The organism is Bacteroides sp. DH3716P, assembly GCF_025914115.1.
GTDB classification, from domain to species: domain Bacteria; phylum Bacteroidota; class Bacteroidia; order Bacteroidales; family Bacteroidaceae; genus Bacteroides; species Bacteroides ovatus.
The window spans coordinates 4754941-4775176 of the sequence record NZ_CP083673.1 but is presented as its reverse complement, the minus strand read 5'-3'; the positions used below and the strand labels follow the sequence as shown (position 1 = coordinate 4775176).

The following is a 20236-nucleotide window of genomic DNA, read 5'->3' as shown; positions in this document are numbered from 1 at the left end:
TACTAGCAATCTTCTAAAAAATGTTTCGTTTCCTAAACAAAAAAGTTCAATGTACTGTTAGTTACAACAAGCAAATAAATCTTAAGCCACAAAATTATGAGAATCTATTTACGTTTATTAGTCGTGTCTCTTCTGCTTTTTGTAGGAAATATAGTATATGCGGAAGCACAGCAGGAGAAACGCGTGACAGGCACGGTGACTTCTGAAGGAGAACCTTTGCCTGGTGTCTCCGTACAATTGAAAGGAGCATCTTCCGGCACCATTACCGATATTGATGGAAAGTATTCGATTGAGGTTCCTGCTACCGGTACTTTAGTGTTCCGTTTTGTAGGAATGAGAACAGTAGAACAACCGGTGAATAACCGGAGTGTGATTAATGTCACGTTGGAATCGGAAAGTAAGGAACTGGAAGAAGTAATGGTAGTAGCTTATGCTACCGCTAAAAAGTATAGTTTTACCGGAGCAGCTTCGACGATGAAAGCAGGTGAGATTGAAAAGTTACAGACTTCCAGCATATCACGTGTATTAGAGGGTACGGTATCCGGAGTACAGGCAAGTGCGGCAAGTGGGCAGCCGGGTACGGATGCGGAAATCCGTATTCGTGGTATCGGGTCTATCAACGCTTCCAGCGCTCCGCTTTATGTAGTGGACGGTGTACCGTTTGATGGTAGTGTGAACTCTATCAATCCGGATGACATATCTTCGATGACAGTATTGAAAGATGCGGCCTCTGCTGCTTTGTACGGTTCCCGTGGTGCGAATGGAGTGATTATTATCACCACCAAGCAGGGAGATCAAAATACCAAAGCAACGGTAAAGGTGAAAGCTTCCTTAGGAGGTTCCAACCGTGCCGTGCGTGATTATGATCGTGTCAGTACCGACCAATATTTTGAATTATATTGGGAAGCACTTCGCAATCAGTATGCCAAGAGTGCGGATTATACTCCGGCAACTGCCGCCACGCAAGCATCCAAAGACTTGGTAACGAAATTAATGGGAGGTGGCCCGAACCCCTATGGTCCTCAATATGCGCAACCGGTCGGTACAGATGGAAAGCTGGTGGCAGGTGCCCGTCCGTTATGGAATTCTGACTGGAGTGACGCCATGGAGCAACAGGCACTTCGCACAGAGTTAAATCTAAGTGTTTCCGGAGGTGGAAAAGCGAATCAGTATTTCTTTTCTGCCGGATACCTGAATGATAAAGGTATTGCACTCGAATCCGGTTACCAGCGTTTCAATCTCCGTTCCAATATCACCAGCGAGATGACTTCCTGGTTGAAAGGAGGCGTCAATTTGAGTTTCGCACATTCCATGCAGAACTATCCAGTTTCATCCGACTCCAAAACCAGTAATGTGATTACCGCAGGACGTACCATGCCGGGATTCTATCCCATTTATGAAATGAATACGGATGGTAGCTACAAATTGGATGAGAGTGGAGACCGTATTTATGACTTCGGTTCCTATCGTCCTTCCGGTTCGATGGCAAACTGGAACCTTCCGGCTACTTTGCCTTTGGATAAATCGGAACGAATGAAAGATGAAGTCTCCGGTCGTACTTTTCTGGAAGCTACGATTATTGAAGGATTGAAATTCAAGACAAGTTTTAACTTTGACTTGATTAATTATAATACATTGGATTATACGAATCCGAAGTTAGGCCCGGCTAAAGAAAACGGCGGCGGCGTCAGCCGAATGAATACCCGTACTTTCTCTTGGACATGGAATAATATTGTTACGTATGACAAGACAATTGGTGAACATCATTTTAATGTTCTTGCCGGTGTGGAGGCCTATTCTTACCGCTACGATGAACTGACGGCATCACGTTCCAAAATGGCGCAGCCTGATATGCCGGAGCTGGTAGTCGGTTCACAGTTGACCGGAGGTTCGGGGTATCGCATCGACTATGCGTTGGTGGGTTATCTGACTCAAGCATTATACGACTATCAAAATAAATATTTCTTCTCGGCATCCTATCGTCGCGACGGTTCTTCACGTTTTGCGCCGGAGACCCGCTGGGGAAATTTCTGGTCGTTGGGTACTTCTTGGCGTATCGACCGGGAAGAGTTTATGGCAAGTACTTCCGACTGGTTGTCTGCCTTGACTCTGAAAATGAGCTATGGTGCGCAGGGAAATGACAACCTGGGTACTTATTATGCAAGTAAAGGACTTTATACCATTGTTTCCAATTTGGGAGAAAATGCGTTAGTGTCCGACCGTATGGCAACTCCGAATCTGAAATGGGAAACAAACCTCAACTTTAATGTAGGTATCGACTTCTCCCTGTTCAATAACCGTTTTTCCGGTTCGTTTGATTTCTTTACACGTCGTTCGAAAGACCTGCTTTATTCACGTCCGCTAGCTCCTTCCCTGGGATACGGTTCTATTGACGAGAATGTAGGAGCCTTGAAGAATACAGGTATAGAAATGGTGCTTAACGGAACGATTATCAATCAGAATGGTTGGGTATGGAAACTGGGTATGAACTTGACACACTATAAAAATAAGGTGACAGACCTCCCATTGAAAGATATGCCGCGAAGTGGTGTGAACAAGTTGCAGGTAGGTCGTTCGGTGTATGATTTCTATATGATAGAGTGGGCGGGAGTAGATCCGGAAAATGGAGATCCGCTGTGGTATAAGGATGAGGTGGATGCAAATAAGAATCCGACCGGAAAACGTGTGACAACAAACGATTACGATTCGGCTGACTATTATTACATCAATAAATCGTCTCTCCCGAAGGTGTATGGTGGATTTAATACCTCTCTTTCCTGGAAAGGATTTGATCTTTCTGCCATCTTTGCTTACAGTATCGGTGGATATATCTACAATCGTGATATAACAATGATTCTGCACAACGGAAGTCTGGAAGGACGTGACTGGTCGACAGAGATTCTAAAAAGATGGACTCCCGACAATCGCTATACAGATGTCCCGGCCTTGAGTACTACCTCTAATGACTGGAATTCGGCTTCTACCCGTTTCTTGCAGAATAACTCGTATATGCGATTGAAAAATCTGACTCTTTCCTATAACTTACCCAAACAATGGATTAGTAAGTTATCATTGAGCAGTGTGCAGGTATATGTACAAGGAGATAATCTGTTTACCATTCACCGGAATCAGGGACTAGACCCAGAACAGGGAATTACCGGTATTACTTATTATCGTTATCCGGCTATGCGAACGATCTCCGGAGGTATTAACGTTTCTTTCTAAATTCAGACTAAATTATGAGAAAAATAAAAATTCAATCCATTCTTGCGGCAGTTGCCGGACTTTTCCTGGCAACGAGTTGTAGCAGCAGTTTTCTGGATACGGACCCAACGGATGCGGTAAGTTCAGAAAAAGTACCTGTACCCGAAAATGCGGAGGCACTTGTGAATGGTGCCTGGTATAATCTGTTTGATTATTCAAGTACCTATGCCAATATCGGTTATCGGGCGCTTCAGTGTCTGGACGACATGATGGCAAGTGATGTTGTTTCCCGTCCGAAATACGGTTTCAATTCTTCGTATCAGTTTAAAGATATAGCGCAATCCTCAAATGGTAGAACAGAGTTTGCCTGGTATCTGATATATAAAACGATAGATAATTGTAACACTGCCATTTCTATCAAGGGGGATTCGGAAGAACTCCGTCAGGCACAGGGACAAGCATTGGCATTACGCGCCTTTTGTTATTTGCACCTGGTACAGCATTATCAATTCACCTACTTGAAAGATAAAGATGCTCCGTGTGTTCCTATATATACCGAACCTAGCAATAGTTCCACTGTACCGAAAGGAAAATCAACAGTGGCACAGGTTTATCAGCTTATTTTCGACGACCTCACTTTGGCGAAGGACTATTTGAAAAACTATGTCCGCAGCGGTGATAATCAAAAGTTCAAACCAAATGTAGCAGTAGTCAACGGTCTTTTGGCTCGTGCTTACTTGCTGACAGGACAGTGGGAAGAAGCTGCGAAAGCTGCTGAAGCAGCACGTGCAGGATATACGTTGATGACAACTACAGCCGAGTACGAAGGTTTTAATAATATTTCCAATAAAGAATGGATATGGGGATTTCCTCAAATTCCTTCCCAATCGGATGCCAGCTATAATTTCTATTATTTGGATGCAACATACGTAGGAGCATATAGCAGCTTTATGGCTGATCCCCATCTGAAAGATACATTTACCGAAGGTGATATTCGTTTACCTTTGTTTCAGTGGATGCGTGAAGGATATTTGGGATATAAGAAATTTCACATGCGTGCAGATGATACGGCTGATCTGGTCTTGATGCGTGCTGCTGAAATGTATTTGATAGAAGCGGAGGCGAAAGTTCGTGATGGCGTAGCGTTGGCACAGGCTGTAGCTCCATTGAATACATTGCGTAATGCCCGTGGAGTAGGGGATTATGAGGTGACAGGAAAATCACAGGAAGATGTAATCAATGAGATTCTGATGGAACGTCGCCGTGAACTTTGGGGAGAAGGATTTGGTATTACCGATATACTTCGTACACAAAAGGCAGTAGAACGTGCTGCTTTATCGGATGAGATGCAGAAGACTGAAGTCGATTGCTGGCAGGAGGGTGGTAGCTTTGAAAAACGAAATCCTCTGGGACATTGGTTCCTTAACTTCCCGAACGGTAAACCGTTTACAGTAAATAGCACCTATTATTTATATGCTATTCCACAGAAAGAAATTAACGCTAACCCTAACATATAAATAGCTCTCTTAATTTTTTGACTTTGACCTTAACTTGTAGACCGGTATACGTCGTGACGACGCATACCGGTCGTTTTCTTTGGAAAAGAGGGAGCGCAAAATGTGACACACCCTATTTTATTTAATCTAATCTTATTCTATTTTTTTCTTCTTCAAATTAGGTAAAAAGAATGTGACCAATCCTAGTAGCGGCATATAAGCACAGATATTATATACATATTCAATACTCGTTTTATCCGCTAAATTACCGAGTACAGCAGATGCTACACCAGCCACCCCGAATGCAAATCCAAAGAATAACCCTGATATTAATCCGAGCTTGGTAGGAAGCAATTCCTGTGCATAAAGCAATATGGCGGGAAAAGCGGAAGAAAGCATCAATCCCACACAGAAGCTAAGGATAATAGTCCACATCAAATTAGCATGTGGCATTAGTAAACTGAACGGGGCAGCTCCTAAAATAGAAGCCCAAATCACATACTTCCGACCGATACGGTCACCGACAGGTCCGCCGATTAATGTTCCGATAGCAGTAGCTACCAGAAAGATAAATAAATATAGCTGCGAATCTTGTACACTTACATTGAATTTATGAATCAAATAGAAAGTATAATAACTCGTGAGACTTGCCATATAGATATATTTGGAGAAAATCAGAATCAGCAATATCGCGATTGAAAGGGCTGTCTTATCCATAGGCAAAGGAAGATGAACAGGTTTTCTAACACTGACAGTCTGTGCTTTCATCCGGTTTAGATATGATTTATACCATTTGCAAATTGGGTACATCACTCCGATAGCAGCTAAAGCCACAAATGCAAATACGATGAGATGTTGTCTGCCATAAGGAGCCACCAATAGAGCAACCAGTAAAGGACCTAATGAACCTCCGAAGTTGCCACCTACCTGAAAGAGTGATTGTGCCAGTCCACGTTTTCCGCCGGAGGCAAGGAACGTGATACGGGAGGCTTCCGGATGCAGTACGGAAGAGCCAATTCCGATTAAGAATACGGAGGCTAATATCCAGTATAGATTATCAGAGAATGCTAAGTTTATCAAACCAATCAGTGTAAAGCTCATTCCGATAGGCAATGACCATGCGACGGGATGCTTATCAAAGAAAATTCCGGTAATCGGTTGAAAAACTGAAGCGGAAAGTTGATAAACTAGTGTGATAAGTCCGATTTGCGCGAAACTAAGTCCTAAATCATCTTTAAATAAAGGATAAGATGCTGATAGCACCGACTGTAAAAGATCGTTGAGGCAATGCGAAAGACTCAATGCAATCAAAATGGAAAATGTAATTTTTCCTACGGGTTGTTCCTGATTCTGTACCATAATACCTATTTACTATTGAAGTGTTCCTGAAAAATCGGCTGCAAAGGTACGGAAACTTCCCGTTTCTCAATATATATTTGCTGTGATTAATTCAATATGATAGGAATAAAGCTCTAAGACTAAGGATTGTAAATTGTCGTTAATTCAGTTTTGAGTGACTGAACTATTCTTCATACCTACTGTTGTTAAATAAAAAAGGAGGATTATATGGGCTTTATATGGTATATCGTTATTGGTATTGTGGCTGGATTCCTCGCAGGTAAAATAATGCGCGGCGGAGGTTTTGGTCTTGTTATAAATTTATTACTTGGTATTCTTGGAGGTGTACTGGGCGGTTGGGTGTTTGCCCTTTTCGGACTGGCAGCTTCAGGACTGATCGGAAGTTTGATAACTTCCACCGTAGGAGCTATCCTTGTATTGTGGATTGCTTCTTTATTCTCGAAATCTAAATAGATATTTATATAATTTATTTTTAATCCTAAAAACAGAACTTGATTATGGAATGTAGACATGGAAATTTCTGGATTGGACTCGGAATTGGGTCAATCCTTGGCGCAGTAGCTTATCGTCTTTCACGTACAGCAAAAGCAAAACAATTAGAAAGTGAAATTTATAATGCTATCCATCGCATAGGTCGTGATGCTGAAATAGCTGCTGCTCATGCTGAAAGAAAAGCAGTGGATCTTGGACTTAAAGCAGTAGAAGCCGGTGCGGAAATTGCTGATAAAGTAGCAGATGAAGCCGATAAAGTGGCTGGAAAAGCAAAAGATAAGTGGGGGAAATAAGAACTCCAAAACGGGTAATCGATTTAAATAGAATCGGTTACCTGTTTTATTTTATATACGTTTAATCTTTTATTTCTAGCCTTATCAGTCACTATTTGAATGATGTGTGCACGAACACATATTGGTGTGTCTTCTCCATTATTTTCACTTCCTTCAAGAATCAAAAGCTATTTTCCCTCTGATTTCTCATCTGATAAATGCTTTTTTCTCTATACTATCTTTACTTTTTCTTATGTTTAACAACATGTATACTTCCTGGTTGTTCTGGTTAACTAGCTGATTATTAATAATATGTTCTTTATTGTATGTTATGTGTGTGCGCACACACTATTGCTTAATTCAATAATTCATTTTACTTTTGTCGATGAAAAACAAGATACTTATCAATAAATGGATAAAGAGTTTTCAAATATTCGGATTGTAGACATTGCTAAGATGGCAGGTGTCTCTGTTGGCACGGTAGATCGTGTAATCCATAATCGTGGTAGGGTATCTGAAGAAAATAGGAAAAAGGTACAGGCGATTCTGGAGATGGTACATTACCAGCCCAATCTGATGGCACGTTCATTGGCGGCCTCCAAAAAGCAATATCATCTTCTAGCGATTACTCCTTCTTTTGTTCAGGGAGAGTATTGGGAAGCTATTTCGGAAGGTATAGATAAAGCAGCGTCGGAAATGGAATCGTATAACATCACCATTACCAAACTCTTTTTCGATCAATATAATAACAAGACTTTTGATGATATCATCCGTAATCTGCTGAATGAGAAAGTAGATGGTGTATTGATTGCGACTTTGTTTACGGATTCTGTTATCCGGCTTTCGCAGGAACTTGACAGGAATGAAATACCTTATGTGTATGTTGACTCCAACATTGGAGGGCAACATCAACTGGCTTATTTCGGAACGGAGTCTTATGATGCCGGAGTGATTGCTGCCAGATTGTTGATGGACCGGCTTTCTTCGTCTTCCGATATATTGATGGCGCGAATTATTCATAGTGGGAAGAATGACTCTAATCAGGGAAAGAACAGGCGCGAAGGTTTCTGCCATTATCTCACGGAAACAGGGTTCAACGGAAATCTGCATGAAGTAGAGCTGAAAATAAATGATTCAGTGTATAACTTCATGAAGCTGGATGAAATATTTGAAGCTAATCCGAATATAAATGGGGCTGTTATTTTTAATTCAACTTGCTATATTTTAGGGAATTACCTGAAAGCGAGAGGAATGCAGTCTGTCAAACTGGTTGGTTATGACCTTATCGGGAGAAATACACAGTTGCTTTCCGAAGGTGTGATAACCGCATTGATTGCGCAGCGTCCGGAGCGTCAGGGATATGATGGTATTAAATCATTGTGTAATCATCTGTTGTTCAAACAGGGCAGTGAAAAGGTTAATTTGATGCCTATCGATATTCTTCTCAAAGAGAATCTGAAATATTATCTGAACAATAAATTATAAACATATAAATTTGTAAGAACCATGAATGAATTATTTAACGTAAAAGGCAAAGTAGTTGTTATCACCGGTGGAGCTGGTATTTTAGGTAAAGGTATTGCTGCGTATCTCGCAAAGGAAGGTGCAAAAGTAGTTGTGCTCGACAGAAGTGAAGAAGCAGGAAAAGCATTGGTAGACAGTATCAAAGCCGAAGGAAATGAAGCCATGTTCCTTTACACGGATGTGATGGATAAAGAAGTGTTGGAAGGCAACAAAGTGGAAATCATGAAGGCTTATGGCCGTATTGATGTATTGTTGAACGCTGCCGGAGGTAACATGGCAGGTGCAACTATTGCTCCTGATAAAACTTTTTTCGATTTACAGATTGACGCATTCAAGAAAGTAGTGGATTTGAACCTTTTCGGTACAGTATTGCCTACGATGGTATTTGCTGAAATTATGGTGGAACAGAAGAAAGGTTCTATTGTAAACTTTTGCTCTGAATCAGCTCTTCGTCCATTGACTCGTGTCGTGGGTTATGGTGCAGCTAAAGCAGCTATTGCTAACTTTACTAAATATATGGCTGGTGAACTGGCTTTGAAATTCGGTAACGGTCTGCGTGTAAATGCCATCGCTCCGGGATTTTTCCTGACCGATCAGAACCGTGCGTTATTGACTAATCCGGATGGTTCTCTGACTGACCGTTCAAAGACCATTCTTGCTCATACTCCATTCAACCGTTTCGGTGAACCGGAAGACCTTTATGGAACAATCCATTATTTGATTAGCGATGCTTCTAACTTCGTAACAGGTACAGTAGCTGTTATCGACGGTGGATTTGATGCATTCTCTATCTAATATTGGGATGATATCATTCTGTTTTTAATCATAATTAGTAACTTGTAATCAGGAAAGAATAATATGTATTTATGTGAACAAACTTGGCGCTGGTATGGTCCTAATGACCCGGTTAGCTTGTGGGATATTAAGCAGGCAGGCGCTACTGGTATAGTAAATGCTCTTCATCACATTCCAAATGGTGAAGTGTGGACAGTAGAAGAGATCATGAAGCGTAAGCAAATGATTGAAGAAGTGGGTCTGACATGGTCTGTGGTAGAAAGTGTACCTGTACACGAGCATATCAAAACACAGACGGGCGACTTTATGAAATACATCGAAAACTATAAGGAAAGTATCCGTAATCTGGCGAAGTGTGGCGTGATGGTAGTTACTTATAACTTCATGCCTGTATTGGACTGGACCCGCACAGATCTTGCCTATACAATGCCGGACGGCTCTAAAGCACTCCGCTTTGAAAAAGCAGCTTTTGTAGCTTTCGATCTTTTCATCTTGAAACGTCCGAATGCTGAAAAAGACTATACTCCGGAAGAAATAGCTAAAGCGAAAGCTCGTTTTGAGCAGATGAGCGAAGACGACAAGAAATTGTTGGTTCGTAATATGATTGCCGGACTTCCGGGTTCGGAAGAAAGTTTCACGGTAGAACAATTTCAGCAAGCATTAGATCGTTATGACGATATTGATGCAGAGAAGCTTCGTTCCAACCTGATTTTTTTCTTAAAAGAAATTGCTCCTGTTGCCGATGAAGTAGGAGTGAAACTGGTGATTCATCCGGATGATCCTCCTTATACCATCTTAGGTTTGCCTCGTATTTTGAGTACGGAAGAGGATTTCAAGAAATTGATTGAAGCCGTACCTAACGAATCTAATGGCCTCTGCTTGTGTACAGGCTCTTTTGGTGTGCGTGCCGACAATGATCTTGCAGGTATGATGGAACGTTTTGGCGACCGTGTGAACTTCGTACACTTGCGCAGTACACAACGTGACGAGGAAGGAAACTTCTACGAAGCTAATCACTTGGAAGGAAATGTAGACATGTACAACGTAATGAAGAGCCTTATTCTTCTACAACAGCGTCGTAAATGCTCTATCGCTATGCGTCCCGACCACGGACATCAAATGATTGATGACTTGAAAAAGAAAACGAATCCGGGATATTCTTGCCTGGGCCGTCTTCGCGGCTTGGCTGAACTTCGCGGCTTGGAAATGGGTATTGCAAAATCTATCCTCTAATCGAAGTACATAGTTAGCACTTTATTATCAAACACTACGGCTATTATTGATTGAAATAATAGTTGTAGTGTTTTTCATTTGCTCTTTTTCACTGGTTGAGGAATAAGTGAAGCGAATAAATCTCCAACATGTATATCTTTATCAGCTTTCTTTGTTTTTCTTGCTTTTTTCGGTTCGGGAATAATAAGTAAAGCTATTTGTGCGCAAGCCTCTGCATCTGCCAGTGCGTGGTGGTGATTCTCTAAATGATATCCGCATCGTTCTGCTACCGTATGCAACTGATGATTGGGCAAATCTTTTCCAAAGACTTTCCTCGAAGTACGGCAAGTACAATAAAACTTATAATCAGGATAAGTCATGTCATATAATTCGTGAACCGCCCGGAGACAACCTTCATCAAAAGGACTGTTGTGCGCTACAAGTGGCAGACCGTCTATCAATGGTTTGATTTCCGCCCATACTTCCGGAAATTCGTCGGCTTCCATCGTGTCGTCGTAAGTTAAGCCATGAACAGCTGTGGTCCATTGCGTATAATAATTGGGGCGGGGACGGATCAGACGATAGATTTTATTCGTTATTTTTCCTTCCCTTACGATGACAACCCCAACACTGCATACGCTGGTACGTTTGCCGTTGGCTGTTTCAAAGTCGATAGCTGCAAAGTTTATCATCGTTTCTATTATTTTTTCGGATACAAATATAGCATAAAAAATGAGGTTGGAGAAAATATAGTAACAGGATTGGCAAATAGAAACCTTTTACTAAAAATTGAATTAAAATGGACTTTGGGGAAACATTTCCAATAAAAAACTCTTCTTTTAAAGAATTTACACTATTTTTGTTCGACATAAACCAAAGGCATGGACAAAATGGAAAATCCGGGACCATTTGCCCCCTCCTGTCCAAATCAAATTGATCCCCTGAATCCAATCTAAATTGATTCCTTTTGTCCAGCTGAAAGTGACCCCTTCAAATTGAACGTACGGATATACTGGTGATGTTCCGCTTCCGGATATCACAACGAAAGAAAAGGCGCAGCAATATATCGGTTTGGATATGGCTGCCGAAAAGGTAGGCAAAGATAAATTTCTCGAAGAGATTGTCCCTGAATGGCTTCAAAAGGCAAAGGCAAACGGACGCATCATTGATTAGAATTTATTTTCGCTATATTTGCGTACAAAATAGATCCATGTATACAGAATATCAGCCTTCTCATTTACTTGTTCCCTACATTGATAGCTATTGGGAGTTTAAGGGCAATCCGGATTATGGTATGCGCATCCATATTCTGCCGGATGGTTGTACCGATTTTATATTTACGCTGGGAGAGGTGGCTAATGCTGTTGAAGAAGGGAGTCTGATTATGCAACCCTATCGTTCCTATTTTGTAGGACCTATGACAAAATATTCGGAACTCGTCACTTATACAGAATCGATTCACATGTTTGGCGTTCGTTTTTTACCTTGTGGTTTGTCTTGCTTTACAAACCTGCCTCTACACGAGTTTGTGAATAGCAGAGTCAGTACTAATGAGATGAAGGCTGTTTTTGATGACACTTTTATTGAAAAATTAGGTGAGCAGAAGCATGTCACAGATCGAATACGAGTAGTGGAAGAATATTTGCTGGCATATTTGGCGCGTCATTATCAGCCTGCCGATTCTCATGTCGCTATGGCAGTGAGCATGATTAATCATTCCAAAGGAAAACGTTCAGTTCGCAGCTTGATGGATGATGTCTGTTTGTGTCAGCGTCATTTTGAGAGAAAGTTCAAGCATTATACCGGATTTACTCCTAAAGAATACAGCCGTATTGTTAAATTTAAGAATGCTGTGGAATTGTTGAGAACCACAACATCAGCCAATCTGTTGACTACGGCAGTTGATGCAGGATACTATGATTTAGCGCATTTTTCAAAAGAGATTAAGTCGATGTCCGGCAATACTCCTGCGTCTTTTCTTTCCCTAACCGTTCCGGAAGAAACCACACTTACTTATATCGAACCACAAAGATAGATTAGGTAAAAGTCGCTTTTTTACAATAGAATGGGAAGATATGCCGTTACCTTTGCAAGATTAATAAAAACCAATCAGCTTATGACCACAAAAACAATGAAAGAGAAAGCAACAGAATTGTTGCAGAGATGTGAAGTAGTTACCCTTGCTTCTGTGAATAAAGAAGGTTATCCCCGCCCTGTACCGATGAGCAAAATCCTGACAGAAGGAATTTCCACTATCTGGATGTCTACCGGAGCAGATTCACTAAAAACAATTGATTTCTTATCGAATCCGAAAGCAGGATTATGCTTTCAGGATAAAGGAGACAGCGTGGCGTTAACGGGGAAAGTGGAAGTTGTGACTGACGAAAAGATGAAGCAGGAACTTTGGCAGGACTGGTTTATCAATCATTTTCCCGGTGGCCCCACTGATCCCGGTTATGTCTTGTTGAAATTTGAATCGAATCATGCAACTTATTGGATTGAAGGAATATTTATCCATAAGAAACTCGACTAATTCTACTCGGAAAGATAGAGGAATAGCGGATTTAATGAGGCTGTTCTCGAACAGCCTCGTAATTCATTTAGAATTCAAATTTTTCCAATTTCATTTCAGCCAATTTCTGAATGATACCTACATATTGAGCGAAATGAGGAGATTTTTCGTGTGCTGCCAATACTTCGGCATTCTGCCAAGTTTCGCAAATCATGAAAACGTCAGGACGCGTGCTGCTTTCGAAAGTATCATAAGCAATGCATCCTTCTTCTTTTAAAGAACAGGCAGTCAGTTCTTTTGCCGCTTTTATCGCTTCTTCGCGGTTGGATTCGTTTACACGAACAAAAACATTTAATCTGATCATAGTCTTTTTTATTTATATAATTAAAAGAATTGCTTTCTCACAGTATCTGTGAAAAGTCGGAGGCAAAGATACTATTTTTCTATACTTCTGGTGAGTTTATTTCAAAATTTCATATAAACTTCATGTCATCCTAAAAAAACAATTATATTTGCATCTGAATTCTAAAAGCAATGATTTTGGGCACAATTCTTAAATTTGTTATAGCTTAATATTAGCCTCATAAACCACAGGCTAATTTCTTTCGTTTGAGTAGTTCTATACTTGAACAGGTTTTTCATTTTATCATTTTTATTATTCACTGCATCGTTTTTCAAAACTGATGCAATTAAGGTATTCAGGCTTTTAGTCCGGTTTATGCTAATCAGATGGGAGTGGTGGGTGCGTTGAGAATGAATGGAAAATTTCGTAAGAAATAGTAAGCTGAACATAGAAGAAGAAATAAAAAGGATTGAGCTTCAGACGGTTGATCCTTTGGATAGAATCAGGCAGATCATTGGTGTCGTACAGGTTTCACTGACCTCGCTGAAAACAGCTGTTGCCGGATATCAGTTTCGAAGTGCTGAAGAAGAGATTCTTTTCTTTAAAGTATCGAAACCGCAGATTTCCGGTCTGTTGATGTTTTATGTCCGTTTGTATCAGATTGAAAAGAATCGTATCGACAAATCTCTGTCATCCCAATGCAGATATCTGAAGATTGAATTGGAGAACCTGCAAAAATCATTTTTGAATAATGACTTTTATGAATATTACCGTGCCGGTCGAACAGAGCTTGATAACCGCTATTTTATTCGGGAGAATTATGATATTCTTTCTGATATACATTGTCATCTACTGGATAGAGATATTTCTTTTACCACCTTGCATGATTCGAGTGTTGCAGAAATTCTGGCGAATAATCGCTTGATAGAATATGTGTCGGAGGAAATAGAGCAGCTGACAGAGAAACTTCATCTTAAATTCACTTCCATTGTAGACAGTAAACTGTTGCAATGGACGGACAGTAAAGTTGCTTTGGTTGAGTTTATCTACGCCTTGTATGCAGGTAAATGCTTTAGTAATGGAAATACGAGTTTGAAAGACATTGCTTTTTGTTGCGAAACACTGTTTAATATCGAGATAGGTGATTTTTATCGTATATTCTTGGAAATCAGGAATAGAAAGAAAAGCAGAACCCAATTTCTGGATAAGTTGAAAGAACAGATTATAAAGATGATGGATGAGCTTGACAGATAAATTTCAGGGCGTCTTGTGACATCTTGTGAATTATACAAATGGCTATTATCCAACTTTGCGGAGAAATATAATTGATTCACAAAGAAAGATAATCGCTTTTGTATAGTTATGGAAACAACATTTACATGGGAGATAAGGGTGAAGAATTGCCCCTTATTAATTAAGAAATGCAGTCACTGTGATAGTGACCGCTTTTATTGCAGTGATAAGTTCAGGATGAATGCACAGAAGAAAAACATTGATGTCTGGCTGATTTATAGATGTGTGAAATGTGATAACACTTGTAATATGACTCTGTTGTCACGAACTAAACCCGACTTGATTGATAAAAAGCTCTTTCACAGCTTTTCTATGAATGACAGGGAAGTTGCCTGGCAATATGCCTTTTCTGCCGGAGTGGCAAGTAGGAATAATCTTCAATTAGATTATGACAGTGTTGAATATGAGGTGATAAATACCGTCTCTTTAGAAGACATCCTGAATATGAGTAGTGAGATCATAAGTATCCAAGTCAAGTGTGATTTCGACTTGAGCCTTAAATTATCCTCATTGATAAAAAGATGTCTGCCTCTTTCCAGTACCCGCTTGAAGCTGCTGTTTGAAAAAGGGTATATTTCTTTACTTTCCGGCAAAACATCTTCCAAGTGTAAGGTAAAGAATGGCGATACTATTTTGATGGATCGAAAAAGCCTGATTGATTTCTTGGGATAAAATCGGTTTTACAGTTTTTTTTAATAGCTTTGTGAAATGATAATTCGCATTCTGTAAAAGAGGTTGTACTATTAAGATTGAAGATATGAAAAAGGTATGTTTATTAGCTTTTGTTTTGTTTACTTGGAGTATCGTTGTGAATGCACAGGAAAGTGATGGACGATACGTTGAAGTGACCGGTTCTTCTGAAATAGAAGTCGTTCCGGATGAGATTCATTTTCTGGTTCAGATTAAGGAGTATTGGCAAGAAGAATACACCGGTAAATCAAAAAAAGAAGAAGATTTTCATACGAAAGTGCCATTGGCAATGATAGAGAAAGATTTGCGTAAAAGTTTGCGCAAAATAGGAATAACGGATGATGCTATCCGCACACAGGAAATAGGAGATTATTGGCGTCAGAGAGGAAAGGAGTTTCTGATAGGTAAGCAATTGGATATCCGGCTTACGGATTTTGAGCAGATTAACTCTATTATTCGTTCAGTCAATACGTGGGGAATTGAGTCCATGCGCATCGGAGAACTCAAACATAAGGATTTGCCAATGTATCGGAAACAAGGTAAGATTGAAGCACTGAAGGCTGCCCGTGAGAAAGCATCTTATCTGGTGGAAGCGATGGGGCAGCAGTTGGGTGAAGTGATTCGTATCATCGAACCTGCCGATAATAACATAAGCCGTTATCTTCCTTTCGAAGCGCAGAGCAATGTAAGCATGGGTGCGGCAGCTACCGAGCAGTACCGGGTTATCAAGCTACGGTATGAAATGACGGCTCGTTTTGCCATTAAATAAAAATAGTCTATCTTTGTCGCATGACAAGAAATAATAAATCGGATTTGGTTTAGTAAACAATCTGTGTTTCTGATACAGATTGTCCTTTCGTTTGCTCTCGGATGATTCCTTCCGGGAGTACTCTTTATGTCTTTATAATTTCAATTTTTAACTTGCGTACAAGGGTGCTAAAAGTATCGTGGTGCTTTGTAACGTGTACGCTGTATACATTAAGATCATGAATAACGAAAATCAAACAATTCACAAATTCGACTTTAATTTAAACTGGTATGGCTGGAATGATAAACTAAGCCAACTAAAACAAGAATCACTCTACAGCACTCTTCCTCATGGACGTATATCCATAGTACATCGTACCTGCTACGAGGTCGTTTCCGAAAACGGATTGTTTCAGTGTGAACTCACGGGAAACATGATGTATGGGAAATCTGATGCTGAATTACCCTGTACGGGTGATTGGGTGCTTTTTCAACCATTTGATGAGAATAAAGGGATTATTGTCTATATGCTACCTCGTGAGCGGACATTGTATCGCAAGAAAAGTGGTACAGTTGCCGATAAGCAGGCCATTGCTTCTTACGTCGATAAAGCATTTATTGTGCAGAGTCTTGACGATAATTTCAATGTCCGCAGAGTAGAACGTTTTATGGTTCAGGTATTAGAAGAAAACATCAAGCCTGTATTGGTGCTTAATAAATCCGATTTAGATTTTGACAGGCAGAGTGTTGAAGAACAAATAAATCATATCTCCAATCAGATACCCGTATTTTTTACGAGCATTCATCAACCCCAAACGATTCTCCGGTTGCGGGAATCCATATCAGAGGGAGAAACTGTTGTGTTTGTCGGTTCTTCGGGTGTCGGGAAAAGTTCTCTGGTAAATGCACTCTGTGAAAAATCTGTGTTGCTTACCTCCGATATAAGCCTGTCCACAGGAAAAGGCCGGCATACATCAACCCGTCGGGAAATGGTATTGATGAATGATTCGGGTGTTTTAATCGATACTCCGGGTGTGCGTGAATTTGGCTTGGTTATCGACAATCCAGATTCACTGGCCGAAGTACTTGAAATCTCTGACTATGCAGAATCGTGCCGTTTCAAAGATTGCAAGCATATTAACGAACCGGGTTGTGCTGTTTTAGAAGCAGTCAATAGCGGTGTGTTAGATTATAAAGTTTATGCAAGCTATCTGAAACTTCGCCGGGAAGCGTGGCACTTTTCAGCTTCCGAACATGAGAAACGTAAAAAGGAGAAGTCCTTTACAAAACTTGTAGAAGAAGTAAAGAATCGTAAGGCAAATCGCTGATTTCTATTTAAACGATGCAGGTATTGGAATTTATTTTTTTCTTTAAAAGAGCAAAAAAGTTTTAGTTGCGCAAAAAGGCTGCGCACCACTGCATCTATCTTTGTCGAAGAAACAAGAAAACAGGTCAAGTACGGGTTACTTCCATACATCCTGTTAAGATATTGACTCATACGATTATCAGTTTTCCTGTTTCGTAAAGGGGCAGTAGCTCAGTGGGTAGAGCATCATACATAATCTTGAGATTATCCTGATGAAAAAGGTCAATTAAGATTTACTTCTATCCTGTGACGGTCGTCGGTTCGACTCCGGCCTGCTCCACAAAAAATAAATATAGAGGTAGGACAGCAGCTTCGGGATTATCTGAAATGAGGTCAACCGGGGCTTACTTCTTAACGGTGGATAACGCTGGTTCGAATCCGGCCTGTTCTACCTCTTTTTATCAACTAAGGTCAAGGAAGACTTACTTCAAAACCGCAGGAATGCTCCATTGATTCACAGTCTTCNGTCTTCCGATTACCTTACTTAAAAAAACAAAGTTATGAATAAAGATTTGTTGAAAGTGTCTATCAGGCAGAATGCAATCTATTTGCCTTTGATAGAAGAAGAGAAAAAGCAGGAAGAGTTGACTTCGACTACCATTGCATTGGTAGCCCAACTCCGTAAAGTAGGATATAGCTTGTCCGAAGAACTGCTGCATGCCATTAATCAGTTATATCCGGCTCAACAGATGATGATTCTTCAGGTGATGAAAGAAGCATTGGGCGTGACGCTAAACTGGTCTCCATTGGTGAAAGGGTGGGATGTACCTACCGGAGAAACGCGCTTGGATCATCTGGTTACATGGATCGCTAACCTGTTTAATAGCCAGAAAGGCCTTAAACTACCTTGCGGACACGTGATCCCTGATAATACATTTCCTATGGAACGATACAACGGTTGCCCGTTCTGCGGAACTCCGTTCCAAACGGCTACTACGGAATACTTCGGACAGGGAAGTAAATTGAAAGTGCTGGAACTTTGGCAGGACAAGGAGCTGAATGCTTTTTTCTGTGACTTGCTTGAATCGCGTACAGCTCTTGATGCCACACAAGCGGATAGCTTGAAAATAATGCTTGGCGAACTTCCGTTACCGGCAGTCGAAATCAAAATGAAGGAGACATTGATGTTGGTGATAGATACATTGGTGGAACAGGATAGAGCGCAGGAAGCGCAAATCTATTTCTCTACTCCGAATGATATATTGCGTTATCTGTGGTATAAGAAAACCGGATTCCTGCAAATCATAGAGCCTAAGACTATTATCCGTAAAACAGGTAGAAACAACACACATATATGTGGAGTTTTGGATAAAAGTCGTTCGGCAGCTCAAGCGAAGCGTGAGGAGTTGAAGTTGAAATATACGCGTCGTGAATGTAAAATGGTAGCTCTTTGGTTGAACAACCTGACAATGGCTCCGGAGAAGGCTTGCGAAATCATGCATCCGAAAAGAGAGATGTGGGTACGTATGATACGTGCGTTGCGTCTGGCGGAATATGCCCGTAAGCCGGAATTCGGAAATTTGAAGGAATTGATGGATATATTCTACCGCGAGGCATATACCGTTTGGCAGGGAGAAGTGGAGCGCAACCGTTTGAAGGCGGATGCGGAACAGACATTTGCTTTGTTAAAGCAGCGACCGGGTATGTTTGCACGTTCTTTATTTGCGAATATGCTTTGGTTCGGAGCGGAAGAGACGTTGGCTGCATTTAAAGAAGTGGTTCATTTGTTGCCGGCACGTTTGGTAGTTACTTTGGGTATGTATGCGGAGAGCTACTTTGAACCGGGACATAAGAGAATGGTGAAACCTTTAGGGGGGAATGCTCTTTTGATAGAACCACATTATTTGGTGGGTCTGTATATGGAGGATCAGCTAAAAGCGATGGTGAAGGATGTACAGGATTTGTGTAAGGAAGTCGTAGCTGCCCGTTTCGCCAGTGCAACTGTCGAAAGTGAAAACAAAAGTATGTATATTGACCCTATGTTGTTCCATATTCCGTTGGCTATCGGCGATCGTAGCGAAACAATTCAGGATACTTCCTGTGCTTTGCAGGGAACGCGTTTCCCGGTAGAGGGGGATAAAGTGCGATTGTTTATGCAGTGGGGAAAAGGGCTTCCGGCACAGCATCTTGACATGGACTTGAGTTGTCATATCACTTTGCCTTCCACAACAGAAGTTTGTTCCTTCTTCAACTTGCAAGCTATTGGCGCTAAACATAGCGGGGATATCCGAAGTATTCCTAATAAGAAAGGTACTGCTGAATATATCGAGCTGGATTTGAATGAACTGAACCGTGTAGGTGCGGAATATGTCGCTTTCACTTGCAATGCATATAGCAACGGGACTATCTCTCCTAATCTGGTGGTAGGTTGGATGAACTCTGCCTATCCAATGAAGATATCGGAAAGAACAGGAGTAGCTTACGATCCTTCTTGCGTACAACATCAGGTACGTATTTCCCAAAGTTTGCAGAAAGGGCTTGTTTTCGGAGTTCTGAAAGTGAAAGAACGGGAAATCGTTTGGCTGGAAATACCTTTTGGTGGACAGACGATTCTTTCTTTGGATACACAGACCATTGAAAAGTATCTGGATAAGCTGGAAGCGAAAACAACTGTTGGTGAACTGTTAGCTGTCAAAGCACAGGCACAGGGATTGAAGTTAGTTGATATTCCGGAAGCGGACGAGATATATACTCGTGAATGGGCATTGAATACTGCCGCTGTGACTAAATTACTGTTGGGTGATTAAATTCTTGGGAGGAATTGTCTTTTTCCTCCTAAGATTTAAAGGTCGTATCGCATAAAGTTATACCTTTGTATGCGATAGATTAATCGTCTGACAGCTGCAGGGCAGACGCATTAAAAATTATTTTCCTGTAAAAGTTGTGACAAATATTTTTCATCCCATCCCGCTTTTAGTCTTTTCAGATTCA

At 40.9% G+C, this 20236-nt stretch carries 17 protein-coding genes, 1 tRNA gene and 1 pseudogene; 16 read left to right on the top strand and 3 right to left on the bottom strand.

Annotation, left to right across the window (positions count from 1 at the left end; translation table 11 throughout):
• The first annotated feature begins 96 nt into the window (after positions 1 to 96).
• Both KQP79_RS17970 and KQP79_RS17965 read left to right on the top strand, forming a co-directional pair.
• Positions 97 to 3225 carry a SusC/RagA family TonB-linked outer membrane protein gene (locus KQP79_RS17970; protein ID WP_008774623.1) on the top strand — a complete coding sequence of 1043 codons (3129 nt, stop codon included), beginning with the start codon at positions 97 to 99 and terminating at the stop codon, positions 3223 to 3225.
• A 14-nt stretch (positions 3226 to 3239) separates the two neighbouring features.
• Positions 3240 to 4721, top strand: a complete 1482-nt coding sequence (locus KQP79_RS17965) for a RagB/SusD family nutrient uptake outer membrane protein (RefSeq protein WP_004311214.1) — start codon at positions 3240 to 3242, stop codon at positions 4719 to 4721.
• 132 nt (positions 4722 to 4853) lie between these two features.
• On the opposite strand, the gene KQP79_RS17960 is transcribed toward KQP79_RS17965, so the two are convergent.
• Complete coding sequence (locus tag KQP79_RS17960; protein ID WP_004297126.1) at positions 4854 to 6059, bottom strand: MFS transporter; 1206 nt, start codon at positions 6057 to 6059, stop codon at positions 4854 to 4856.
• A 207-nt stretch (positions 6060 to 6266) separates the two neighbouring features.
• Here KQP79_RS17960 and KQP79_RS17955 point away from each other — a divergent pair, with 207 nt between their 5' ends.
• The 5 genes from KQP79_RS17955 (at position 6267) to uxuA (ending at position 10375) form a co-directional block, all read left to right on the top strand.
• The gene (locus KQP79_RS17955) at positions 6267 to 6512 is read left to right on the top strand and encodes a GlsB/YeaQ/YmgE family stress response membrane protein (protein WP_004297125.1); all 246 of its coding nucleotides are present in this window, start codon (positions 6267 to 6269) and stop codon (positions 6510 to 6512) included.
• Positions 6513 to 6556: 44 nt separating this feature from the next.
• The gene (locus KQP79_RS17950) at positions 6557 to 6844 is read left to right on the top strand and encodes a YtxH domain-containing protein (RefSeq protein ID WP_004297124.1); all 288 of its coding nucleotides are present in this window, start codon (positions 6557 to 6559) and stop codon (positions 6842 to 6844) included.
• 390 nt (positions 6845 to 7234) lie between these two features.
• Positions 7235 to 8308, top strand: a complete 1074-nt coding sequence (locus KQP79_RS17945; RefSeq protein WP_004297122.1) for a substrate-binding domain-containing protein — start codon at positions 7235 to 7237, stop codon at positions 8306 to 8308.
• 21 nt (positions 8309 to 8329) lie between these two features.
• Complete coding sequence (locus KQP79_RS17940) at positions 8330 to 9142, top strand: SDR family oxidoreductase (RefSeq protein ID WP_004304110.1); 813 nt, start codon at positions 8330 to 8332, stop codon at positions 9140 to 9142.
• Between the two features lie 63 nt (positions 9143 to 9205).
• The gene (uxuA, locus tag KQP79_RS17935; protein WP_004304108.1) at positions 9206 to 10375 is read left to right on the top strand and encodes a mannonate dehydratase; all 1170 of its coding nucleotides are present in this window, start codon (positions 9206 to 9208) and stop codon (positions 10373 to 10375) included.
• A gap of 74 nt (positions 10376 to 10449) precedes the next feature.
• On the opposite strand, the gene KQP79_RS17930 is transcribed toward uxuA, so the two are convergent.
• Positions 10450 to 11046: a 3'-5' exonuclease gene (locus KQP79_RS17930; RefSeq protein ID WP_004304106.1), complete on the bottom strand. Its 597-nt coding sequence runs from the start codon at positions 11044 to 11046 to the stop codon at positions 10450 to 10452.
• A gap of 310 nt (positions 11047 to 11356) precedes the next feature.
• Between KQP79_RS17930 and KQP79_RS17925 the strand changes: the two are divergent.
• From KQP79_RS17925 to KQP79_RS17915, 3 genes and pseudogenes are all read left to right on the top strand, one after another.
• Positions 11357 to 11527, top strand: a pseudogene (locus KQP79_RS17925) (ammonia-forming cytochrome c nitrite reductase subunit c552); the annotation flags it as partial.
• A 37-nt stretch (positions 11528 to 11564) separates the two neighbouring features.
• On the top strand, positions 11565 to 12389 hold the full coding sequence (locus tag KQP79_RS17920) for a helix-turn-helix domain-containing protein (RefSeq protein ID WP_022199209.1): 825 nt from the start codon (positions 11565 to 11567) through the stop codon (positions 12387 to 12389).
• 81 nt (positions 12390 to 12470) lie between these two features.
• On the top strand, positions 12471 to 12887 hold the full coding sequence (locus KQP79_RS17915) for a pyridoxamine 5'-phosphate oxidase family protein (protein ID WP_008774619.1): 417 nt from the start codon (positions 12471 to 12473) through the stop codon (positions 12885 to 12887).
• A gap of 67 nt (positions 12888 to 12954) precedes the next feature.
• Here KQP79_RS17915 and KQP79_RS17910 read toward each other — a convergent pair whose 3' ends face one another.
• On the bottom strand, positions 12955 to 13230 hold the full coding sequence (locus KQP79_RS17910; protein WP_004297114.1) for a putative quinol monooxygenase: 276 nt from the start codon (positions 13228 to 13230) through the stop codon (positions 12955 to 12957).
• A 393-nt stretch (positions 13231 to 13623) separates the two neighbouring features.
• On the opposite strand from KQP79_RS17910, the gene KQP79_RS17905 reads away from it, so the two are divergent.
• The 6 genes from KQP79_RS17905 (at position 13624) to KQP79_RS17880 (ending at position 20052) form a co-directional block, all read left to right on the top strand.
• On the top strand, positions 13624 to 14463 hold the full coding sequence (locus KQP79_RS17905; protein ID WP_061447613.1) for an RteC domain-containing protein: 840 nt from the start codon (positions 13624 to 13626) through the stop codon (positions 14461 to 14463).
• A 108-nt stretch (positions 14464 to 14571) separates the two neighbouring features.
• Positions 14572 to 15174, top strand: a complete 603-nt coding sequence (locus tag KQP79_RS17900) for a DUF1062 domain-containing protein (protein WP_004304101.1) — start codon at positions 14572 to 14574, stop codon at positions 15172 to 15174.
• An 85-nt stretch (positions 15175 to 15259) separates the two neighbouring features.
• On the top strand, positions 15260 to 15961 hold the full coding sequence (locus KQP79_RS17895) for an SIMPL domain-containing protein (RefSeq protein ID WP_004304099.1): 702 nt from the start codon (positions 15260 to 15262) through the stop codon (positions 15959 to 15961).
• Positions 15962 to 16178: 217 nt separating this feature from the next.
• The gene (gene rsgA / locus KQP79_RS17890) at positions 16179 to 17267 is read left to right on the top strand and encodes a ribosome small subunit-dependent GTPase A (RefSeq protein ID WP_004297109.1); all 1089 of its coding nucleotides are present in this window, start codon (positions 16179 to 16181) and stop codon (positions 17265 to 17267) included.
• A gap of 198 nt (positions 17268 to 17465) precedes the next feature.
• Positions 17466 to 17585, top strand: a tRNA-OTHER gene (locus KQP79_RS17885).
• A 220-nt stretch (positions 17586 to 17805) separates the two neighbouring features.
• On the top strand, positions 17806 to 20052 hold the full coding sequence (locus KQP79_RS17880) for a hypothetical protein (protein WP_022199088.1): 2247 nt from the start codon (positions 17806 to 17808) through the stop codon (positions 20050 to 20052).
• Positions 20053 to 20236: the final 184 nt, after the last annotated feature.

Bases quoted from the DNA above. Each gene is read 5' to 3' on its own strand.
- KQP79_RS17970 (WP_008774623.1), top strand. From the start codon at position 97: ATGAGAATCTATTTACGTTTATTAGTCGTGTCTCTTCTGCTTTTTGTA.
- KQP79_RS17965 (WP_004311214.1), top strand. From the start codon at position 3,240: ATGAGAAAAATAAAAATTCAATCCATTCTTGCGGCAGTTGCCGGACTT.
- KQP79_RS17960 (WP_004297126.1), bottom strand. From the start codon at position 6,059: ATGGTACAGAATCAGGAACAACCCGTAGGAAAAATTACATTTTCCATT.
- KQP79_RS17955 (WP_004297125.1), top strand. From the start codon at position 6,267: ATGGGCTTTATATGGTATATCGTTATTGGTATTGTGGCTGGATTCCTC.
- KQP79_RS17950 (WP_004297124.1), top strand. From the start codon at position 6,557: ATGGAATGTAGACATGGAAATTTCTGGATTGGACTCGGAATTGGGTCA.
- KQP79_RS17945 (WP_004297122.1), top strand. From the start codon at position 7,235: ATGGATAAAGAGTTTTCAAATATTCGGATTGTAGACATTGCTAAGATG.
- KQP79_RS17940 (WP_004304110.1), top strand. From the start codon at position 8,330: ATGAATGAATTATTTAACGTAAAAGGCAAAGTAGTTGTTATCACCGGT.
- uxuA (WP_004304108.1), top strand. From the start codon at position 9,206: ATGTATTTATGTGAACAAACTTGGCGCTGGTATGGTCCTAATGACCCG.
- KQP79_RS17930 (WP_004304106.1), bottom strand. From the start codon at position 11,046: ATGATAAACTTTGCAGCTATCGACTTTGAAACAGCCAACGGCAAACGT.
- KQP79_RS17920 (WP_022199209.1), top strand. From the start codon at position 11,565: ATGTATACAGAATATCAGCCTTCTCATTTACTTGTTCCCTACATTGAT.
- KQP79_RS17915 (WP_008774619.1), top strand. From the start codon at position 12,471: ATGACCACAAAAACAATGAAAGAGAAAGCAACAGAATTGTTGCAGAGA.
- KQP79_RS17910 (WP_004297114.1), bottom strand. From the start codon at position 13,230: ATGATCAGATTAAATGTTTTTGTTCGTGTAAACGAATCCAACCGCGAA.
- KQP79_RS17905 (WP_061447613.1), top strand. From the start codon at position 13,624: ATGGAAAATTTCGTAAGAAATAGTAAGCTGAACATAGAAGAAGAAATA.
- KQP79_RS17900 (WP_004304101.1), top strand. From the start codon at position 14,572: ATGGAAACAACATTTACATGGGAGATAAGGGTGAAGAATTGCCCCTTA.
- KQP79_RS17895 (WP_004304099.1), top strand. From the start codon at position 15,260: ATGAAAAAGGTATGTTTATTAGCTTTTGTTTTGTTTACTTGGAGTATC.
- rsgA (WP_004297109.1), top strand. From the start codon at position 16,179: ATGAATAACGAAAATCAAACAATTCACAAATTCGACTTTAATTTAAAC.
- KQP79_RS17880 (WP_022199088.1), top strand. From the start codon at position 17,806: ATGAATAAAGATTTGTTGAAAGTGTCTATCAGGCAGAATGCAATCTAT.